The organism is Micromonospora sp. NPDC048986 (assembly GCF_040649335.1).
In the GTDB taxonomy this organism is placed as follows: domain Bacteria; phylum Actinomycetota; class Actinomycetes; order Mycobacteriales; family Micromonosporaceae; genus Micromonospora; species Micromonospora alfalfae.
The window spans coordinates 256,324-270,354 of the sequence record NZ_JBEZFJ010000005.1; the positions used below are offsets into that span (position 1 = coordinate 256,324).

Here is a 14,031-nt window from a genome sequence, read left to right on the forward strand (position 1 = left end):
GGCGGTGCCGGCGTCGGACGGTCGGCCTGCCGCGCCAGTAGCTGGTCACGCGAGGTCTCCGGCGTCCGGTTCGACCTGGTAGCTGAACCGTGCACCGGAGACCTCGCCGCCCGCTGTCGCCGATCGGCGACGGCACTCAGGCCGGGTCAGCTCAGAAGTTGCCGGCCGAGTTGCACTTCACGCCCTGGTCGAGGCAGTTGCGCACCCGTGCGGCGAGCGCCTCGTCCTTCCAGGCGTTGAAGAAGTCCGCGTGCATCGAGAACGACGTGCCGGACGCGAGGGTGATGCCGTCGGTGTTCGCGCTCAACGGGTACGAGATCACAAAGGACACCGAGGGGACGGGCACCGGGTGGCTCTTCGGGCACGCCCCGGTGTGGTCCCCGTTGGCCATGTGCGCCTTGTGGTCGGGGCTGTCCAGGTGCTTGCCGTCCCAGCAGTCCGGGAAGGTGATCTGCCGGACGATGTTCGCGGTCTTGGCGCAGACCGGGAACGTCTTGTCGGCGCTGCGGCCGATCTCGCCGCCGATGCCGGCGCACCAGAAGTGGTTGCCCTGCTTGTCCGGGGTGTCGACCTGGTTCTTGGCGTTGCCGGTGATCATTCGCAGGCCGAACGGGAAGGGCTGAGTCCGGCTCGGGTCCTTCAGGCGGGAACCGTAGTAGACGGTCACCTCCTTCGGGTCCACGACCTTGCCGTTCTGGTACATCGTCGGCACCCAGTAGGCGGACTGGTCGTCCGGCGAGTTGCAGGTGGTCGCCGTGGACGCCCGCAGCGATTCGGCTGTCGAGTTGGCGTCGGTCGACTTGTTGCCCCAGAACGTGTGGTTGTGTGAGCCGCCCACCAGCTTCGGCAGCACGATCGGATCGTCGCTGTTGTGGTGGCTGGTCGTACAGCCGACGTTGAATTCGGGCACCTTGACGGGGTTGCCGGTCACCGGCTTGGGCTTGCGCGCGAAGAACGCCTTCGTCGCGGCGGCCTGCGCGGCGGCGTCGATGGTGATCCAGCCGCCGGACGCGGTGGGCGGGGCGGCGCTGGACGCCGGGCTTGGCTTGCCCGGCGCGGACGGGGTGGCCGAGGTGCCCGGGGCGCTCGGCGTGGCCGACGGGTCGCCCGGGGCGGTGGCCGTCGGCGGCTGAGGGTCGGACGAACCGATGCCGGTGTCGCTGGACGGGCCGGACGCGCCGGGCGTGCCCGGCGCCTCCTTGCATCCGCCGGCGAGCGCCACGCTCATCAGCAGCAGTGCGGTGACGGAACGACGGTGTCGAGGGGTGGATCGGAGATTTATCAACGGGGGCGCACCTTTCTTCCGAGAGGGAAGAATACGAGTCGACCCCCCGCTCGTTTCCAGGTGAAACGATTAATTCTCCCTTAAATAGCGCTCAGCGATTGCCTGGTCGGCGCTGTGGAGCCGGCGCGGTATCGGCTCAATCTCAATTCTTTGTTTTCTCTCCGAAAACCGTAATCGGCGGCCGCGGCGGCACTCTGCTTTCCTGCCGGATCCCCGACCGCCGTTCCGCTCAGCACTTGTCGCGTGCCTTGCGCAGGAAGGCGTCCCGGGACATGACCTTCGTGTCGTCATGCCCGCGTGGCGCCAAGACGTGGTCCGGGCCGATGCGCGGCAGGTCCGCGAGGGTGAAGTCCACCGAGATGGCCTTACGGCGACTTGACCCGTCGAGGGTGTAGGTGACTCCAGGGCGCAGTTCGGTGAGCAACTGGACGTCCACCTCCACGCCTGGTTCAGGCCCTGGGAAGTCGACCGGCTCGTCGACCTCCCAGCCCTCCGGTGGTTGACCGAACAGGGTGACTTCCACGACCTCGGTCGTGGGTTGGCCGCTGACGTCCCACTGGATCAGTGGTCGCTGGCCCGGTTCACCCTGGTGGTCGTTTTCGAACACGCCGAGCTGCGCGAAATCGTCGTCGCACGTGACCAGCACGCCGACCGGCCGGCCGTCCTGGACGGCGAGGGCGACCAGCGGCTCGTCCGGCGGGGTGCAGGCGGTAAAGAGGAGGAGGGGGAGCGCCAGCAGAATCAGTGGACGTCGTCTTCTGCCCATGTCGGCAGCCTTCCATCACAGCATCACGCTTCGATGGCCCGAGGATCACGAAAGGGAGGCGCTGCCGACGCGTGTCGCGGCGAAGGGTTCCCCCCTTCGCGGCCTGATTTCCGGAAACAGCGCAGCGCGCCGTCGACGCGGAGAGAATTGCCGCCACGGAACACGCGGAAGCCGGGGGACGTTCGATGGGTTTACGAAGGCGTATGGCGCTCGTGGCGGTGACCGTCGCGGCGACACCGCTGGTCCTCGGTGGGTGCACGACCGAGCGGAAGGCCGCCGTGCGTCCCGCCGAGCGGGTGGTGCCATCGCCCGAACTGACCCTCACGCCCGCCGATCTCTCCCGGAACGTGCCGCTCAGCGCCGAGGTGGTTCCGCTCGTCACGGGCGGAGAGATCACCGCCGTGCGCATCGTCGACGACACTGGCACGCTGGTCCGGGCGGAGCCGCGCGAGGACGGCTCGGCCTGGGTGCCTACCGCTCCGTTGCGGCCGCAGCGCACCTACACCGCGGCGGTGACCGCCACCGCCGACTCCGGGCGCACCACCACCCGAACCACCACCTTCACCACCGCGGCCGCGTCGACGAAGCCGCAGGTGACCAGCACCCTGTACTTCGCCGACGAGCAGACGTACGGCACTGCCATGCCGGTGACCATCGGTTTCGATCCGCCCATCGCCAGGGCAGCCCGCGCCGACGTGCAGCGTCGGTTGTTCGTCACCACGACGCCGGCCCAACCGGGCGCCTGGTCCTGGGTGGACGACGGCAGCCAGGTCTACTACCGGGCTCCCGACTTCTGGCGGCCCGGCACGACCATCAGTGTCCGGGCCGGCCTTGAGGGCCTGCCGATCGGCGAGGACCAGGTCGGCGACGCCGACCGCACCGCGACGTCCCGGATCGGACGGCAGGTGGCGCTCGAAGTCGACAACGCCACCAAGCAGATGCGCGTGCTGCGCGACGGCAAGCTGATCCGCAGGATCCCGGTCAGCCTCGGCAAGCGCAGCACGCCAACGTCCAGCGGCAAGATGGTGATCATGGAGAAGCACCAGAACACCACGTTCGACACGCGGGGCGAGCCGAACGGCGGCTACGTGGTGAACGTCAAGGACGCGCAACGGCTCACCTGGGGCGGCGAGTTCATCCACGGGGCACCCTGGTCGGTGTCGGATCAGGGACACCGCAACGTCTCGCACGGCTGCACGAACATCTCGGCGGCCAACGCCGACTGGTTGATGGGCGTCACCCAGGTCGGTGACCTGGTCACCGTCACCGGCACCGAGGTCCGGCTCCAGTCGGGCAACGGCTGGACGGCCTGGAACACCAGTTGGGGCCAGTTCGTCAAGGGCAGCGCACTGCCCGTACCCGCGGATCTTCGACCGGCCCCGGCCCCGGCCCCGCCTGCGCGTGCGGTCGCCGGTGGCGTGCCGGCGCCGGGGCCGTCCGGCTCCGGAGGGTGAACCACCGGGCACCCGGCGGGCTCTCGCCGGTTGCCCGGCAGCCCTACCCTCCGGGCCATGACGTACGAGCTACGGTGAACCTGACGCGTACGTGAGGGAAGAGGCTGTGTGGCTGGCGTCACCGGCCGGGGGAGGGGTCGATGCGGATCGGGGAACTCGCCACGAAGACCGGGGTGTCGGTACGAGCCCTGCGCTACTACGAGGAGCAGGGCCTCCTTTCTGCCGCACGCAGCAGTGGCGGCCAGCGCCACTACCTCGACGACGCGGTCGACCGGGTGTACCTGATCCAGATGCTGTACGCCGCCGGCCTGTCCAGCCGAACCATCCTGGACCTGCTGCCCTGCGTCGACGCCAAGGTCAACACACCGCAGTCGCGGGCCATGCTCCGCGCCGAACGCGACCGCATCGATCGGCAGATCACTCAACTCCGGCAGGCGCGCAAGCGGCTCGACGAGGTCATCGCGCTCAGCGAGAGCCCGGCCAGCGGTTGCACCCGAACGGACACCGCAGCCCCGGCGGCGTAACGACGCGGCCGATGGCGCTGTCGCCACCCGCCGCCGTCCGACCTCGCGGCGATCGGTGGCAGCTCGGCGGGCGTCGCTCGGCGCGTCGAGCTGCTCAGCCGCCAACGATCAAGGAATGGGCCAGCTCCGGGATGCCGTGATGCTGGTCGAGAACCTGCATGGCGGCGCCCGCGGCGATCACGTCGGCGCCGAGGCTGGACAGGGCCACCCTGGTGCTGAGCCAGTCCGCGCGCCGGGCGTCCGCGCCGACGGCCTCGGTGACCGCCGCGAGATAGGTCTGTGGGTGCCGGAGGAGGTCCGCGCCCGCCAGCACCACGTGGGCGAGGTCGAGGGTCTGGAGCAGGTTTACGACCCCGACGGCCAGCACGCGGGCGGCCTGTGCGACGTCTCCGGCCGCGGCGGCGCGCTGGTGCACGATCTCCAGGCATCCGTGCCGGCCGCAGACGCAGCGGGGGCCGGTCAGGTCGACAACAGTGTGGCCGAACTCGCCTGCGTTGGTGTGCGCCCCCCGGTGGGCCGCGCCGCCCAGCCAGAAGCCACCGCCGATGCCGGACTCGACCATGATGAGGGCGGCGTCGCCGAACGTCGCGCCGTGCCGCCAGGCCTCGGCCGTGATCCCTGCTGTGACGTCCTTGTCCAGGTGGACGGGGAGGCAGAGGCGCTTCTCGGCGATCTCGCGCAGCGGTACGTCGTGCCAGTGCCGCAGGCCGTGGGCGTCCCGGACCAGGCCGTTGGCGTGGTCGAGTGGGCCGATCATGCCGATGCCCAGCCCGGTGAGCCGGCTCCGCAGGTCGCCGATGCCGGCCATCGAGTCGATGCCGACGCTCAGGGCGTCGAGGAGCTGCTCCGGCGTGAAGTCGCGGGGCAGTGGGCTGACCGCCGAGTGGCGCACGGTGCCGGCCAGGTCGACCAGGACGAGCCGCAGCGTGCGTCGGGCCACGTGGGCGCCGATCGCGTACCGGCTGTCCGGGACGAGTTCGTAGACGGTCGCGGGCTTGCCGATGCCCGGCCGCCGGACGCCCGCGGGGCGGATCAGGCCGCCGGCGGTCAGCCGGGCGATGACCTTGGAGACCGCCTGTGGTGTCAGGCCGGTGGCCTCGACCACTGTCGAGCGCTCGAACGTGCGAGCCGTGCGCCCCACCGTCATGACCAGTGCCTCGTTGTAGCCGCGCAGGAAGCTGACGTCGGCAGTGACGCGAGTCATCTCACCACCCTATTACGCAACGCTGTTGCTAAATTTTTTCGGTGATCGAGTTGAGTAGAGGTCGACGGCTGGCGGCGCTGGCTGCTCTGGCACTGGGCGGCGTCGCTGTCGGCCTGACCGAGTTCGTGGCGATGGGGCTGCTGCCCGACATCGCCCGCGGTCTGCTCCCGCACGAGTACGCGCAGTCGTCGTCGGACGCCGTCGCTCGGGCGGGCTGGATGATCACCGCGTACGCGCTCGGCGTGGTCGTCGGCGCGCCTCTGATCGCCGCGTTGAGCGCGCGCCTGCCCCGCAAGAAGCTCGTCCTCGGGCTGCTCGTGCTGTTCGCCGTCGGCACTGTCGCGTCCGCGCTCGCCCCCACCTTCGACCTGGTGCTGGTGGCCCGGTTCGTGGCGGCGCTGCCGCACGGCGCGTACTTCGGTGCGGCCGGCCTGCTCGCGGCGACCCTGATGGGTCCCGGTAACGAGGCCCGTGGTTTCGCCACCGTGCTCGGCGGTCTGACAGTGAGCAACCTGGTCGGCGTACCCCTCATCACGCGGCTCGGGCAGGCCGTCGACTGGCGGGTCGCGTACCTGGTCATCGCCGGCTTCTTCCTGCTCACCCTGCTGGCGGTGCTGGCGGTCGTTCCGGAGGTCGCCGCGGCTGTCGACGGCTCGCCGGCCGCCGAGTTGCGGGCGCTGCGGACCTCGCAGGTCTGGCTGGTCGCCGCGACCGGCGCGGTCGGTTTCGCCGGCTTCTTCGCTGTGAACACCTACATCGCACCGGTCACCACCGACGTCACAGGCCTCTCCGCCGCGACGGTCCCGTGGACGTTGGTCGCCGTGGGTCTGGGAATGACCGTCGGCAACGCCCTGGGCGGCTGGCTGGCCGACCGCGACCTCCAGCGGAGCATGGTCATCGGGTTCGTGGCGATGATCGTGAGCATCGCCGTGTTCAGCCTCGTGGCGTCGACCCGCGTCGGTCTGTTCGTGGGCGCGTTCCTGGTCGGTGCGACAAGCCTGTATCTCGGTCCGGTCCTGCAGGCGCGCCTGATCACCGTCGCCCCGGGAGCGCAACTGATGGGCGCGGCGGTCAACCAGTCGGCAATGAACATCGCGAACAGCCTGGGCGCCGCGCTGGGCAGCGTCGCCATCGCCGCCGGACTCGGTTACCTCGCGCCGGCCCGGGTGGGCGTCGTCCTGGCGGTCGCCGGGTTGATCCTGGGGCTGGTCAGCTTCGCCGTCGGGCGACGCGTGCGCGAGCGGGTCCCGGCCACCATCTGACGCGAGCGGGTCCCGGCCACCGTCTCGACCGGAGGTGGCCGGGCCGTCCGCGAGACGCGGTCAGAAGTCGTCCACGCTGACCGTCACCCGGTCGGTGCTCGATCTCCAGTTGGGCACGTTGATCACCTCGTGTCCGCCGCCGCGTTGGCCCACTGTGATCCGGACCAGGCCGCTGTGTGCCGGCGTCGCCGGGATGAAGACGTCCATGCCGGTGATGAAGGTCTGGCTGAAGAACTCCGGCAACGGGGCCGTCAGGTCGGTGACGCCGTCGCTGCCGTCGTCGAAGGCGAAGATGCCGATCGTCCGCTTGGCGCGCGGCGTGTTCGCGGCGTTCAGGACATCCCTGCCGTTGATCCAGAGGCGGTCGCCGGCGTCGCCCTGGTCGCCCCACCACTCCTTCTGCCGTTGGATGGTGAGCGCCGTGTGCCGGTCGCTGGTCTCGACCAGGCCGCTGAGGCCCTCGCCCGGCTCGCTGGTCGCCAGGCGCAGGAACGAATCCGAGCGGAGGAACGGCTGGAAGTAGAAGTGGTGCGTCGCGGCGCCCGGGCGCACGATGGCGAACTCGTAGCGGGCCGTGGCGAGCACCGGGAGAGGGCCGAAGGAGCCGTCGCCGCCGAGTGGCAGCCGATGCGCGGGCCGGTGTGACAGCCGGCCGCCGGTCAGCGGGCTGACCGGGTAGACCTCAAGGGTCGCGCCGGTGACACCGACGTTGCTCGGGAAGAGCACGGCGCGGCCGGAGACCCGGGCGGCGCCGAAGAGTTGCGGCACGATCCGCGTCGTGTGGGGTGCTCGGCCCCGGAGGAAGCCGAAGATCTCGGTGAACGACTCCGCCGACGACACGGTCTGGGTGTGCGACTGCTCAGGCAGGTGCACGTTTGTCGCGCCGACGACGGCGCGGGCCGGGTCACCCTCCCCCCAGATGGCGAGGGTGGGCACACCACCGGGCGGGGAGGTCGCGGTGCGCCCGTCCAGGTTGACGTAGTGCGCGACCCGGAGGGCACGCTCCGGTGAGCTGTTGAGATAGCCCTGCGAGACGAAGGTGCCCAGCGAGTGCGCGACGAGGTCGACCCGGTCCGCGCCGGTGGCCGCCAGCAGGCGGGAGATCCGGGCGTCGAGTCCCGTGTACACCTGGGGAAGGATCGTCGCGACGTTCGGCGAGTCGTACTCGTGGGCTTCGACGATGTCGATCGGGTACCCGTTGCTGGCCAGCCGTTTGGCCTGGGTCTCGAACTGCGCCGCCGACCCGGCGCTGCCGTGCACGAAGATCACTGGACGGTGTGTCGGTGTGGCGGCGGCTTCGGCGGCGCGTGGAGCGGCGACTGCGGACAGGCTGGCCGCGAGGGCGACCCCGGCCACCACGGAGAGCAGGCTCCGGCGAGATGTGTGCATCGATCCTCCACCAGGACGGACGAAGTATTTGCACTACTAGCGCAAGTATCGTGTCAGGGTGGGGCGCGATGGTCCACACCTGCCAGTCAGTTCACCTTCGTGGCGAGCAGGTCGCCGACGGCGGCGCGGACCGGGTCGGGGTTCGACCAGCTCCAGTTGGGGTGCGCGCGGTTGGTGAGCAGCGCCAGGACGAGTTTGCGGTCGGGCGCGACCAGGAGCGAGGGGCCGGCGAATCCGGTGTGGCCGAAGGTCCGGGCCGAGGCGAGCTTCCCCATGAACCAGCTCTGGTCGAGGACGACGCCGAGGCCGTGCGCCGAGGTCCGGTTGGGGCGCTCGGGGTCGATGGCGGGTTTGCCGGCGTTGTGGTTGGTGAGCATCCGGCGCACCGTCGCCGCGGCGAGGATCCGCTTGCCCTGGTGGGCGCCCTCGTTGAGGAGCAGCTGACCGATGGCCGCGAGATCGGTCGCGGAGGCGAAGATGCCGGCGTGACCGGCGATGCCGCCGAGGTGGTTGGCGACGTCGTCGTGGACGACGCCACGGAGCAGCCCTCTGGACGAGCGGGCGTCGGTGGCGACCAGTCGGCTGGCCTTCGCGGCGCCCGACAGCCAGCTGTTCGGGTTGAAGCCGGTGTCGCGCAGGCCGAGCGGGCCGGTCAGGTTGGTCTTGAGCGCCTGGTCGAGCCGCTGGCCGGTGACCTTCTCGACGATCTTGCCGGCGACCATGAGCCCGACGCTGGAATAACGGAACGTCTTCCCCGGAACGGCGCCGGAGACCAGCGGCGTGCCGAGCACGGCGTTCCAGCGGGCCGCGTTGTCGGGCAGACCGGTGACAGTGGCGCCGACGGGAAGACCGCTGGTGTGGGTGAGCAGCATCTCGACGGTGATCCGCTCCTTGCCCGCGCCGGTGAAGGCGGGCAGGTAGTCGCGCACCGGAGCGCCGAGGTCGACACGGCCCTTGTCGACCTGCTGCAACAGCAGGATGGCCGTGTACACCTTGGTCACCGAGGCGAGGTCGAAGATGGAGTCCCGGCGCATCGCGACGCGCTGGTTCGCCGCGAGCAGCTTCGGGCCCGCCGCATAACGCAGCGCCTCACCGACCGCTGTGTGCACCGTCACCTTTCCGCCCACCACGACGAGAGCGACCGCACCGGGAAAACCCTTGTGTTGCACGGTCTGCGGGGTCGCGGGCAGGTGTCGGCGGAGCAGGGCTGTCACGTCCTGCGCGTAGCCGGCCTGACGGACTGGCGGGTTGCCGCCGACCGGTGCGTCCGGTGCCCTCAGTGGTGGCCCGGCGTCTCCCGCCGGACCAAATCCGACCCGGCTGCCGGTGGCGCCCGTCCCGGTCGTCGCGTCGCCAGGGCCGGCCGAACCGGGGTTCGGCGTGCCGGTGGCACCGCAACCGGTGAGGGCGGTGGTCGCGGCGGCCAGGCCGGCCCCGAGCAGAGTTCGACGTGCAACGGGCATGCCGGAGATCGTGACAGCCGGCCGGAGGACGCGCCACCTGACCGGTCCGAACGTCGGACGCGTCCGGCCCATCGGTCAACAGGTGGTCATCTGGCAGACACAGCCGGTTGCCGTTCAGATGATTGTGCGACGATCGGCGGGCAAAACGTCGACCTACCGTCCACCGGTCTGTCCGCGCACGGTCGCGGACAGTGACCGGGGGAGGGCACACACCCCGTTACCCCCTTGGAGAGCACGATGTCCCTCTCCCCGTCCCGGGTCTTCGCAGAGCTGAATGCGGCTCGACCCCCTGAGCAGCCGTCCCCGACGATGGGCACGGCCGTCGTGGTGGGCGGCAGTGTCGCCGGTCTCCTGGCCGCCCGGGTGCTGTCCGACCACGCCGACAGCGTCGTCATCATCGACCGGGACGACCCGCAGGTCACCGGCGCGCGGCCCGGCGTACCCCAGGGGACGCAGCTGCACGCGCTGCTGCCCGGCGGCCTCTTCCAACTGGAGCGCCTGTTTCCCGGATTCCGCGACGAGGCACTGAAACGCGGAGCGGTCGAGGCGCCGCCCACGGCCCGGCGCAACTACCTCGACGGGCGTCTGAAGGTCGTCGTCCCCGACGACGCCGACAGTCTGGCGGGCAGTCGACCGCTGCTGGAAGGCCTGATCCGCCAGCAGGTGCTCCGACTGCCCAACGTCAAGACGATCACCGCCCGCGCCACCGGCCTCGTGTTCGACGGCACCGCTGTCACCGGGGTCCGCTGTGAGGTCGGTGGGGTGCCCGGTGTCGAACGCGCTGACCTCGTGGTGGACGCCATGGGGCGGTCCAGCCGACTCTCGGACTGGCTGGAGCAGGCCGACTGGGACCGACCGGTCACCCGGCGGATGACAGTGCACCTCAACTACGCGACCGCCCTGTTCCGCCGCCCGGAGGTCACCCCGGCCTCGACCGTCGTACTGGCCCTGAACACGCCGAGGACGGCGGTGGACGTGGCCGGGGCCGCGTTCTTCGCCATCGAGGACGGTCGGTGGATGGCAATGATGGCCGGTTACGGCGACGACCGTCCGGGGCGAACCGCTGATGACTTCGTCCGCCGGCTGCGCGAGCAGTTCCCGCCGGAGTTCGGCGAGGTCGCCGACCAGGAGATGATCGGCGACGTCCAGACCTACCACCATGCCGACAGTCGACGACGGGACTTCCACGCGCTCAAGCGGTTCCCGGCCGGCCTGATCAGTGTCGGTGACGCCGTGGCGTCGTTCAACCCGGTGTACGGGCAGGGCATGACGGCGTCGGCCCTGCACGCGGCCTGCCTGTCGACGTACCTCCGGTCCGGCCCGGACCTGCGGGCGCCCGCGCGCCACTACCTGGCGCTCCAGAAGGTGGTGGTCGACGCCGCCTGGTCGCTCTCCACCTCGGCGGACCTGGCGTTGCCCCACGTGGACGGGCCCTACCCGCGCGGCTACCGGTTCTCCCGCTGGGCCAGCAGCCAGGTCATCGCCGCGACCATCACCGACGTGGCGACCGCGCGGCGGTTCAACGACGTCGTCTCCATGCGCGAACACCCGCACTCGCTGGCCCGCCCCGGCGTGCTCCTGGGCGCCCTGCGCGCCAACCGGCGCGCACGCTGAGCGAGTGACCCGGCGGCCTCGCCTGCGAGGCCGCCGGGAACGCTCTACCGGGGGAGCTTGCGGAGGATGTCGACCACGAAACGGTGATCGTCCAGCTGCGGCAGCCCGGAGACACCGACCCAGCCCACCACACCGGTGCCGCGAACCCGCAGGGGTACCGCGCCCCCGGCCGCCGCGTACCGAGAGGCCGGCAGGCCGAACCGCTCGGCCAGCGTCACCTGCTTGTCCTGGCACAGCCGGGCCATGTAGAGCGAGGAGTGCTCGAACCGCATCACCACCCGCCCCTTGCGGCGCAGCCACGCGTCGTTGTCCGCCGTCGACCCCGGCAGGCCACAGTGGAACAGCTGCCGCCCGGCCCGCCACACACCCACCGAGACCGGCAGCCGCTGCTCGGTCGCGGCGGTGACGGCGAGCATCCCCAGCTCGTACGCGTCGGTCTCGGACAGGCCCGCGAGCTCCAGCTCGTTCTCCTCGCGCAGCAGCTCGTCCAGCGTCGGCCACGACTCACGGTCAGCTGACATGTCTCTTCTCCTCATCGTGCGAAGGCGATCATCGGGGCGATCACCAGGCGCAGGGCGCGTAGTCCTTCAGGAAACAGCCGTACAGGTCCTCGCCCTGCTCGCCCCGGACGATCGGGTCGTACACCCGGGCCGCGCCGTCGACCAGGTCCAGGGGCGCGTGGAAGCCCTCGTCGGCCAGCCGCATCTTCGTCGGGTGCGGACGTTCGTCGGTGATCCAGCCGGTGTCGACGCTGGTCATCAGGATGCCGTCGGTCAACATCTCCTCGGCGCTGGTGCGGGTCAGCATGTTCAGCGCCGCCTTGGCCATGTTGGTGTGCGGGTGCCCCGGCCCCTTGTACCCGCGGCCGAACTGGCCCTCCATCGCCGACACGTTCACCACGTACTTGCGGCGGGCCGACGCGGCGGCCATCACCGGGCGCAACCGGCTGACCAGGACAAACGGCGCTGTGACGTTGCACAGTTGCACCTCGAGCAGCTCGACCGGGTCCACCTCCTGGACCCGTTGGACCCAACTGTTGACCGAGTCGAGGTCGGGCACGAGGCCGCCGGCGTCGATGGCCGTGGACGCCGCGATCCGTTCCGGCGAGGCCGAGCCGCTGGTGAGCGCCAGCGCGGTGAGCGCGTGCGGGGTGAGCGCTGTCGACTGTGGCCCGGCGGTCAGGCTGCCCACCGGGCCGCCCTGCCCGTCCGGCTTGGCGAACGTGATCAGCTCCGGCAGCGGGCCGTCCGGCAGGGCCGCGGCCTCGGCGGCGATGAGCTGCGCGTACGCCCCGGGGGACCGGCGGACGGTCTGCGCCGCGTTGTTGATCAGGATGTCGAGGGGGCCCTGGCTGCTGACGTCGTCAGCCAGGGCGATCACCTGGGCGGGGTCGCGCAGGTCGATCCCGACGATGCGCAGCCGGTGCAGCCAGTCCGCGCTGTCGGGCATCGCGGCGAAGCGGCGGACCGCGTCGTGCGGGAACCGGGTCGTCACCGTCGTGTGCGCGCCGTCGCGCAGCAGCCGCAGCGCGATGTACATGCCGATCTTGGCCCGGCCGCCGGTGAGCAGCGCACGCCGGCCGGTCAGGTCGGTGCGGGCGTCGCGGCGCTCCCGGTTCAACGCGGCGCAGGACGGGCAGAGCTGGTGGTAGAAGGCGTCCACCTCGCGGTAGCGCTGCTTGCAGACGTAGCAGCCGCGGGGATTGTGCAGGAAGCCGGCAGTCTCGCCGGCGACGGAGGACGCGAGCGGAATGCCCTGCGTCTCGTCGTCGATCCGCCCGGGAGCGCCGGTGGCGGTGGCCTCCGTCACCGCGCGGTCGGCGGCGAGGATGGCGTCCCGTCGCTCCTCCCGCCGCCGCTGCTTGATCACCTTGTAGAGCCGGGCGGTGGCCCGCTGCACCTGCACCACGTCGGGGTGGTCGGAGGGCAGCGCCTCCAACGCCTCGAAGACGCTGAGGCAGGCCTCCAGCCGGCTTCGGTCAATGCCCTCTTGACCGTTTTCGGTAATGTTGTCCACCGTCATGCGTCGTTGTCTCGTCCCGTATCCCGTGCCGGCTCCAGCCGGTCCGCCCCAAGTCCGACCCGAAACGGTACGCGCCTCACCGCCTCCGACGCACCTCACGGCCGTCCGGCGTGGTGCGCCTCGCGGCGCTGTCAGTCGGCGTCGGCGCGACCGAGACGCCAGTAGCCCATGAAGGCCACCGCCCGCCGGTCCAGGCTCCGCTCGGCGACCAGGTGCCGGCGCAGGGTACGGATGACGCCGGCCTCCCCGGCCAGCCACGCGGAGAGCGGTGCCGAGGCCGCCTGCTCGGGCACCTCCCACAGGAGTTCGGTGTCCACGTCGACGTCCGGCACTGGTTGGGCGGCCGTCGACGTGCCGGGGGCCAGCAGTTCCCCGGCGGCCGCGACGACGGCGGGCACCAGCCTGCTGCCGTACCCGTCGGCGCCCCGGGCCAGCCAGCGGACCTCGACGCCGGGCGGCGCGAGCAGCGGTAGCACGTCGGCGGCGTCGGGCACCTCCAGCACGACAGTGCCCCGGGCGTCGAGGGGGAGCCGCTCGCAGATGCTGCTGATCGCCGGCACGGCGGTCTCGTCCCCGGCCAGCAACAACGCGCCGCCGGTGGACTGTCGAAACTCGACCCCGCCGTGGTTGCCGTCGAAGCCGGCATCCGGCCCGACCAGCGCGATCTCGTCACCGACGCTGGCCCGCCGAGCCCAGCGCGTCGCCGGACCACTGTCGCCGTGCAACACCAGGTCGACGTCCACCTCGGCCAGGTGCGGGCGGACCGCCCGCACGGTGTAGGTGCGGATCGGGTTGCGCAGGTGCGCGGGCAGGGCCCGCCACGTCGCGTACCAGTCCGGGCCGTCCGGCAGGGTCGCCCGGTCCTGACCGGGCAGCGGCAGCGCCAGCTTGATCCGCTGGTCGTAGCCGTTGTCGGCGAAGCGGTCCAGGTTCGCCCCGGTGAAGGTCACCCGGGTGAAGGACGGGCTCAGGCGGCGTACCGCGCGGACGGTGACGGCGAACACGCGCCACGGGGCGATGGGCAGGGTCTCGGTCATGGTGCCTCTCT

At 71.1% G+C, this 14,031-nt stretch carries 12 protein-coding genes; 4 read left to right on the forward strand and 8 right to left on the reverse strand.

Annotated elements, in window-relative coordinates; genetic code table 11:
- Positions 1–151: 151 nt before the first annotated feature.
- Positions 152–1,285 carry a DUF1996 domain-containing protein gene (locus tag AB0B94_RS13445; protein WP_357276132.1) on the reverse strand — a complete coding sequence of 378 codons (1,134 nt, stop codon included), beginning with the start codon at positions 1,283–1,285 and terminating at the stop codon, positions 152–154.
- 229 nt (positions 1,286–1,514) lie between these two features.
- Positions 1,515–2,051 (reverse strand): hypothetical protein, encoded by a 537-nt coding sequence (locus AB0B94_RS13450; RefSeq protein WP_357276137.1) that lies wholly within the window; start codon positions 2,049–2,051, stop codon positions 1,515–1,517.
- Between the two features lie 203 nt (positions 2,052–2,254).
- Here AB0B94_RS13450 and AB0B94_RS13455 point away from each other — a divergent pair, with 203 nt between their 5' ends.
- Positions 2,255–3,505 carry a L,D-transpeptidase gene (locus AB0B94_RS13455; RefSeq protein ID WP_357276141.1) on the forward strand — a complete coding sequence of 417 codons (1,251 nt, stop codon included), beginning with the start codon at positions 2,255–2,257 and terminating at the stop codon, positions 3,503–3,505.
- Between the two features lie 140 nt (positions 3,506–3,645).
- Positions 3,646–4,029 carry a MerR family transcriptional regulator gene (locus AB0B94_RS13460; RefSeq protein WP_357276144.1) on the forward strand — a complete coding sequence of 128 codons (384 nt, stop codon included), beginning with the start codon at positions 3,646–3,648 and terminating at the stop codon, positions 4,027–4,029.
- A 94-nt stretch (positions 4,030–4,123) separates the two neighbouring features.
- On the opposite strand, the gene AB0B94_RS13465 is transcribed toward AB0B94_RS13460, so the two are convergent.
- Positions 4,124–5,233, reverse strand: coding sequence for an ROK family protein (locus tag AB0B94_RS13465; protein WP_357276151.1), 1,110 nt, complete (start codon positions 5,231–5,233; stop codon positions 4,124–4,126).
- Positions 5,234–5,274: 41 nt separating this feature from the next.
- Here AB0B94_RS13465 and AB0B94_RS13470 point away from each other — a divergent pair, with 41 nt between their 5' ends.
- Positions 5,275–6,495, forward strand: a complete 1,221-nt coding sequence (locus AB0B94_RS13470) for an MFS transporter (protein WP_357276158.1) — start codon at positions 5,275–5,277, stop codon at positions 6,493–6,495.
- A 60-nt stretch (positions 6,496–6,555) separates the two neighbouring features.
- On the opposite strand, the gene AB0B94_RS13475 is transcribed toward AB0B94_RS13470, so the two are convergent.
- Both AB0B94_RS13475 and AB0B94_RS13480 read right to left on the reverse strand, forming a co-directional pair.
- Positions 6,556–7,884 carry an alpha/beta hydrolase gene (locus tag AB0B94_RS13475; RefSeq protein WP_357276162.1) on the reverse strand — a complete coding sequence of 443 codons (1,329 nt, stop codon included), beginning with the start codon at positions 7,882–7,884 and terminating at the stop codon, positions 6,556–6,558.
- Positions 7,885–7,970: 86 nt separating this feature from the next.
- Positions 7,971–9,347: a serine hydrolase domain-containing protein gene (locus tag AB0B94_RS13480; protein ID WP_357276166.1), complete on the reverse strand. Its 1,377-nt coding sequence runs from the start codon at positions 9,345–9,347 to the stop codon at positions 7,971–7,973.
- Between the two features lie 237 nt (positions 9,348–9,584).
- Here AB0B94_RS13480 and AB0B94_RS13485 point away from each other — a divergent pair, with 237 nt between their 5' ends.
- Positions 9,585–10,961, forward strand: coding sequence for an FAD-dependent oxidoreductase (locus tag AB0B94_RS13485; protein WP_357276171.1), 1,377 nt, complete (start codon positions 9,585–9,587; stop codon positions 10,959–10,961).
- 44 nt (positions 10,962–11,005) lie between these two features.
- On the opposite strand, the gene AB0B94_RS13490 is transcribed toward AB0B94_RS13485, so the two are convergent.
- The 3 genes from AB0B94_RS13490 to AB0B94_RS13500 all read right to left on the reverse strand — a co-directional run bounded on the left by AB0B94_RS13490 (position 11,006) and on the right by AB0B94_RS13500 (position 14,020).
- Positions 11,006–11,482 (reverse strand): heme-degrading domain-containing protein, encoded by a 477-nt coding sequence (locus tag AB0B94_RS13490; RefSeq protein WP_112584538.1) that lies wholly within the window; start codon positions 11,480–11,482, stop codon positions 11,006–11,008.
- A gap of 40 nt (positions 11,483–11,522) precedes the next feature.
- Positions 11,523–12,983, reverse strand: a complete 1,461-nt coding sequence (locus AB0B94_RS13495) for an SDR family oxidoreductase (RefSeq protein WP_091406888.1) — start codon at positions 12,981–12,983, stop codon at positions 11,523–11,525.
- 131 nt (positions 12,984–13,114) lie between these two features.
- On the reverse strand, positions 13,115–14,020 hold the full coding sequence (locus tag AB0B94_RS13500; RefSeq protein WP_357276185.1) for a siderophore-interacting protein: 906 nt from the start codon (positions 14,018–14,020) through the stop codon (positions 13,115–13,117).
- Between the last annotated feature and the right edge of the window lie 11 nt (positions 14,021–14,031).

Bases quoted from the DNA above. Each gene is read 5' to 3' on its own strand.
- AB0B94_RS13490 (WP_112584538.1), bottom strand. From the start codon at position 11,482: ATGTCAGCTGACCGTGAGTCGTGGCCGACGCTGGACGAGCTGCTGCGC.
- AB0B94_RS13465 (WP_357276151.1), bottom strand. From the start codon at position 5,233: ATGACTCGCGTCACTGCCGACGTCAGCTTCCTGCGCGGCTACAACGAG.
- AB0B94_RS13485 (WP_357276171.1), top strand. From the start codon at position 9,585: ATGTCCCTCTCCCCGTCCCGGGTCTTCGCAGAGCTGAATGCGGCTCGA.
- AB0B94_RS13500 (WP_357276185.1), bottom strand. From the start codon at position 14,020: ATGACCGAGACCCTGCCCATCGCCCCGTGGCGCGTGTTCGCCGTCACC.
- AB0B94_RS13450 (WP_357276137.1), bottom strand. From the start codon at position 2,051: ATGGGCAGAAGACGACGTCCACTGATTCTGCTGGCGCTCCCCCTCCTC.
- AB0B94_RS13460 (WP_357276144.1), top strand. From the start codon at position 3,646: ATGCGGATCGGGGAACTCGCCACGAAGACCGGGGTGTCGGTACGAGCC.
- AB0B94_RS13475 (WP_357276162.1), bottom strand. From the start codon at position 7,884: ATGCACACATCTCGCCGGAGCCTGCTCTCCGTGGTGGCCGGGGTCGCC.
- AB0B94_RS13495 (WP_091406888.1), bottom strand. From the start codon at position 12,983: ATGACGGTGGACAACATTACCGAAAACGGTCAAGAGGGCATTGACCGA.
- AB0B94_RS13480 (WP_357276166.1), bottom strand. From the start codon at position 9,347: ATGCCCGTTGCACGTCGAACTCTGCTCGGGGCCGGCCTGGCCGCCGCG.
- AB0B94_RS13455 (WP_357276141.1), top strand. From the start codon at position 2,255: ATGGCGCTCGTGGCGGTGACCGTCGCGGCGACACCGCTGGTCCTCGGT.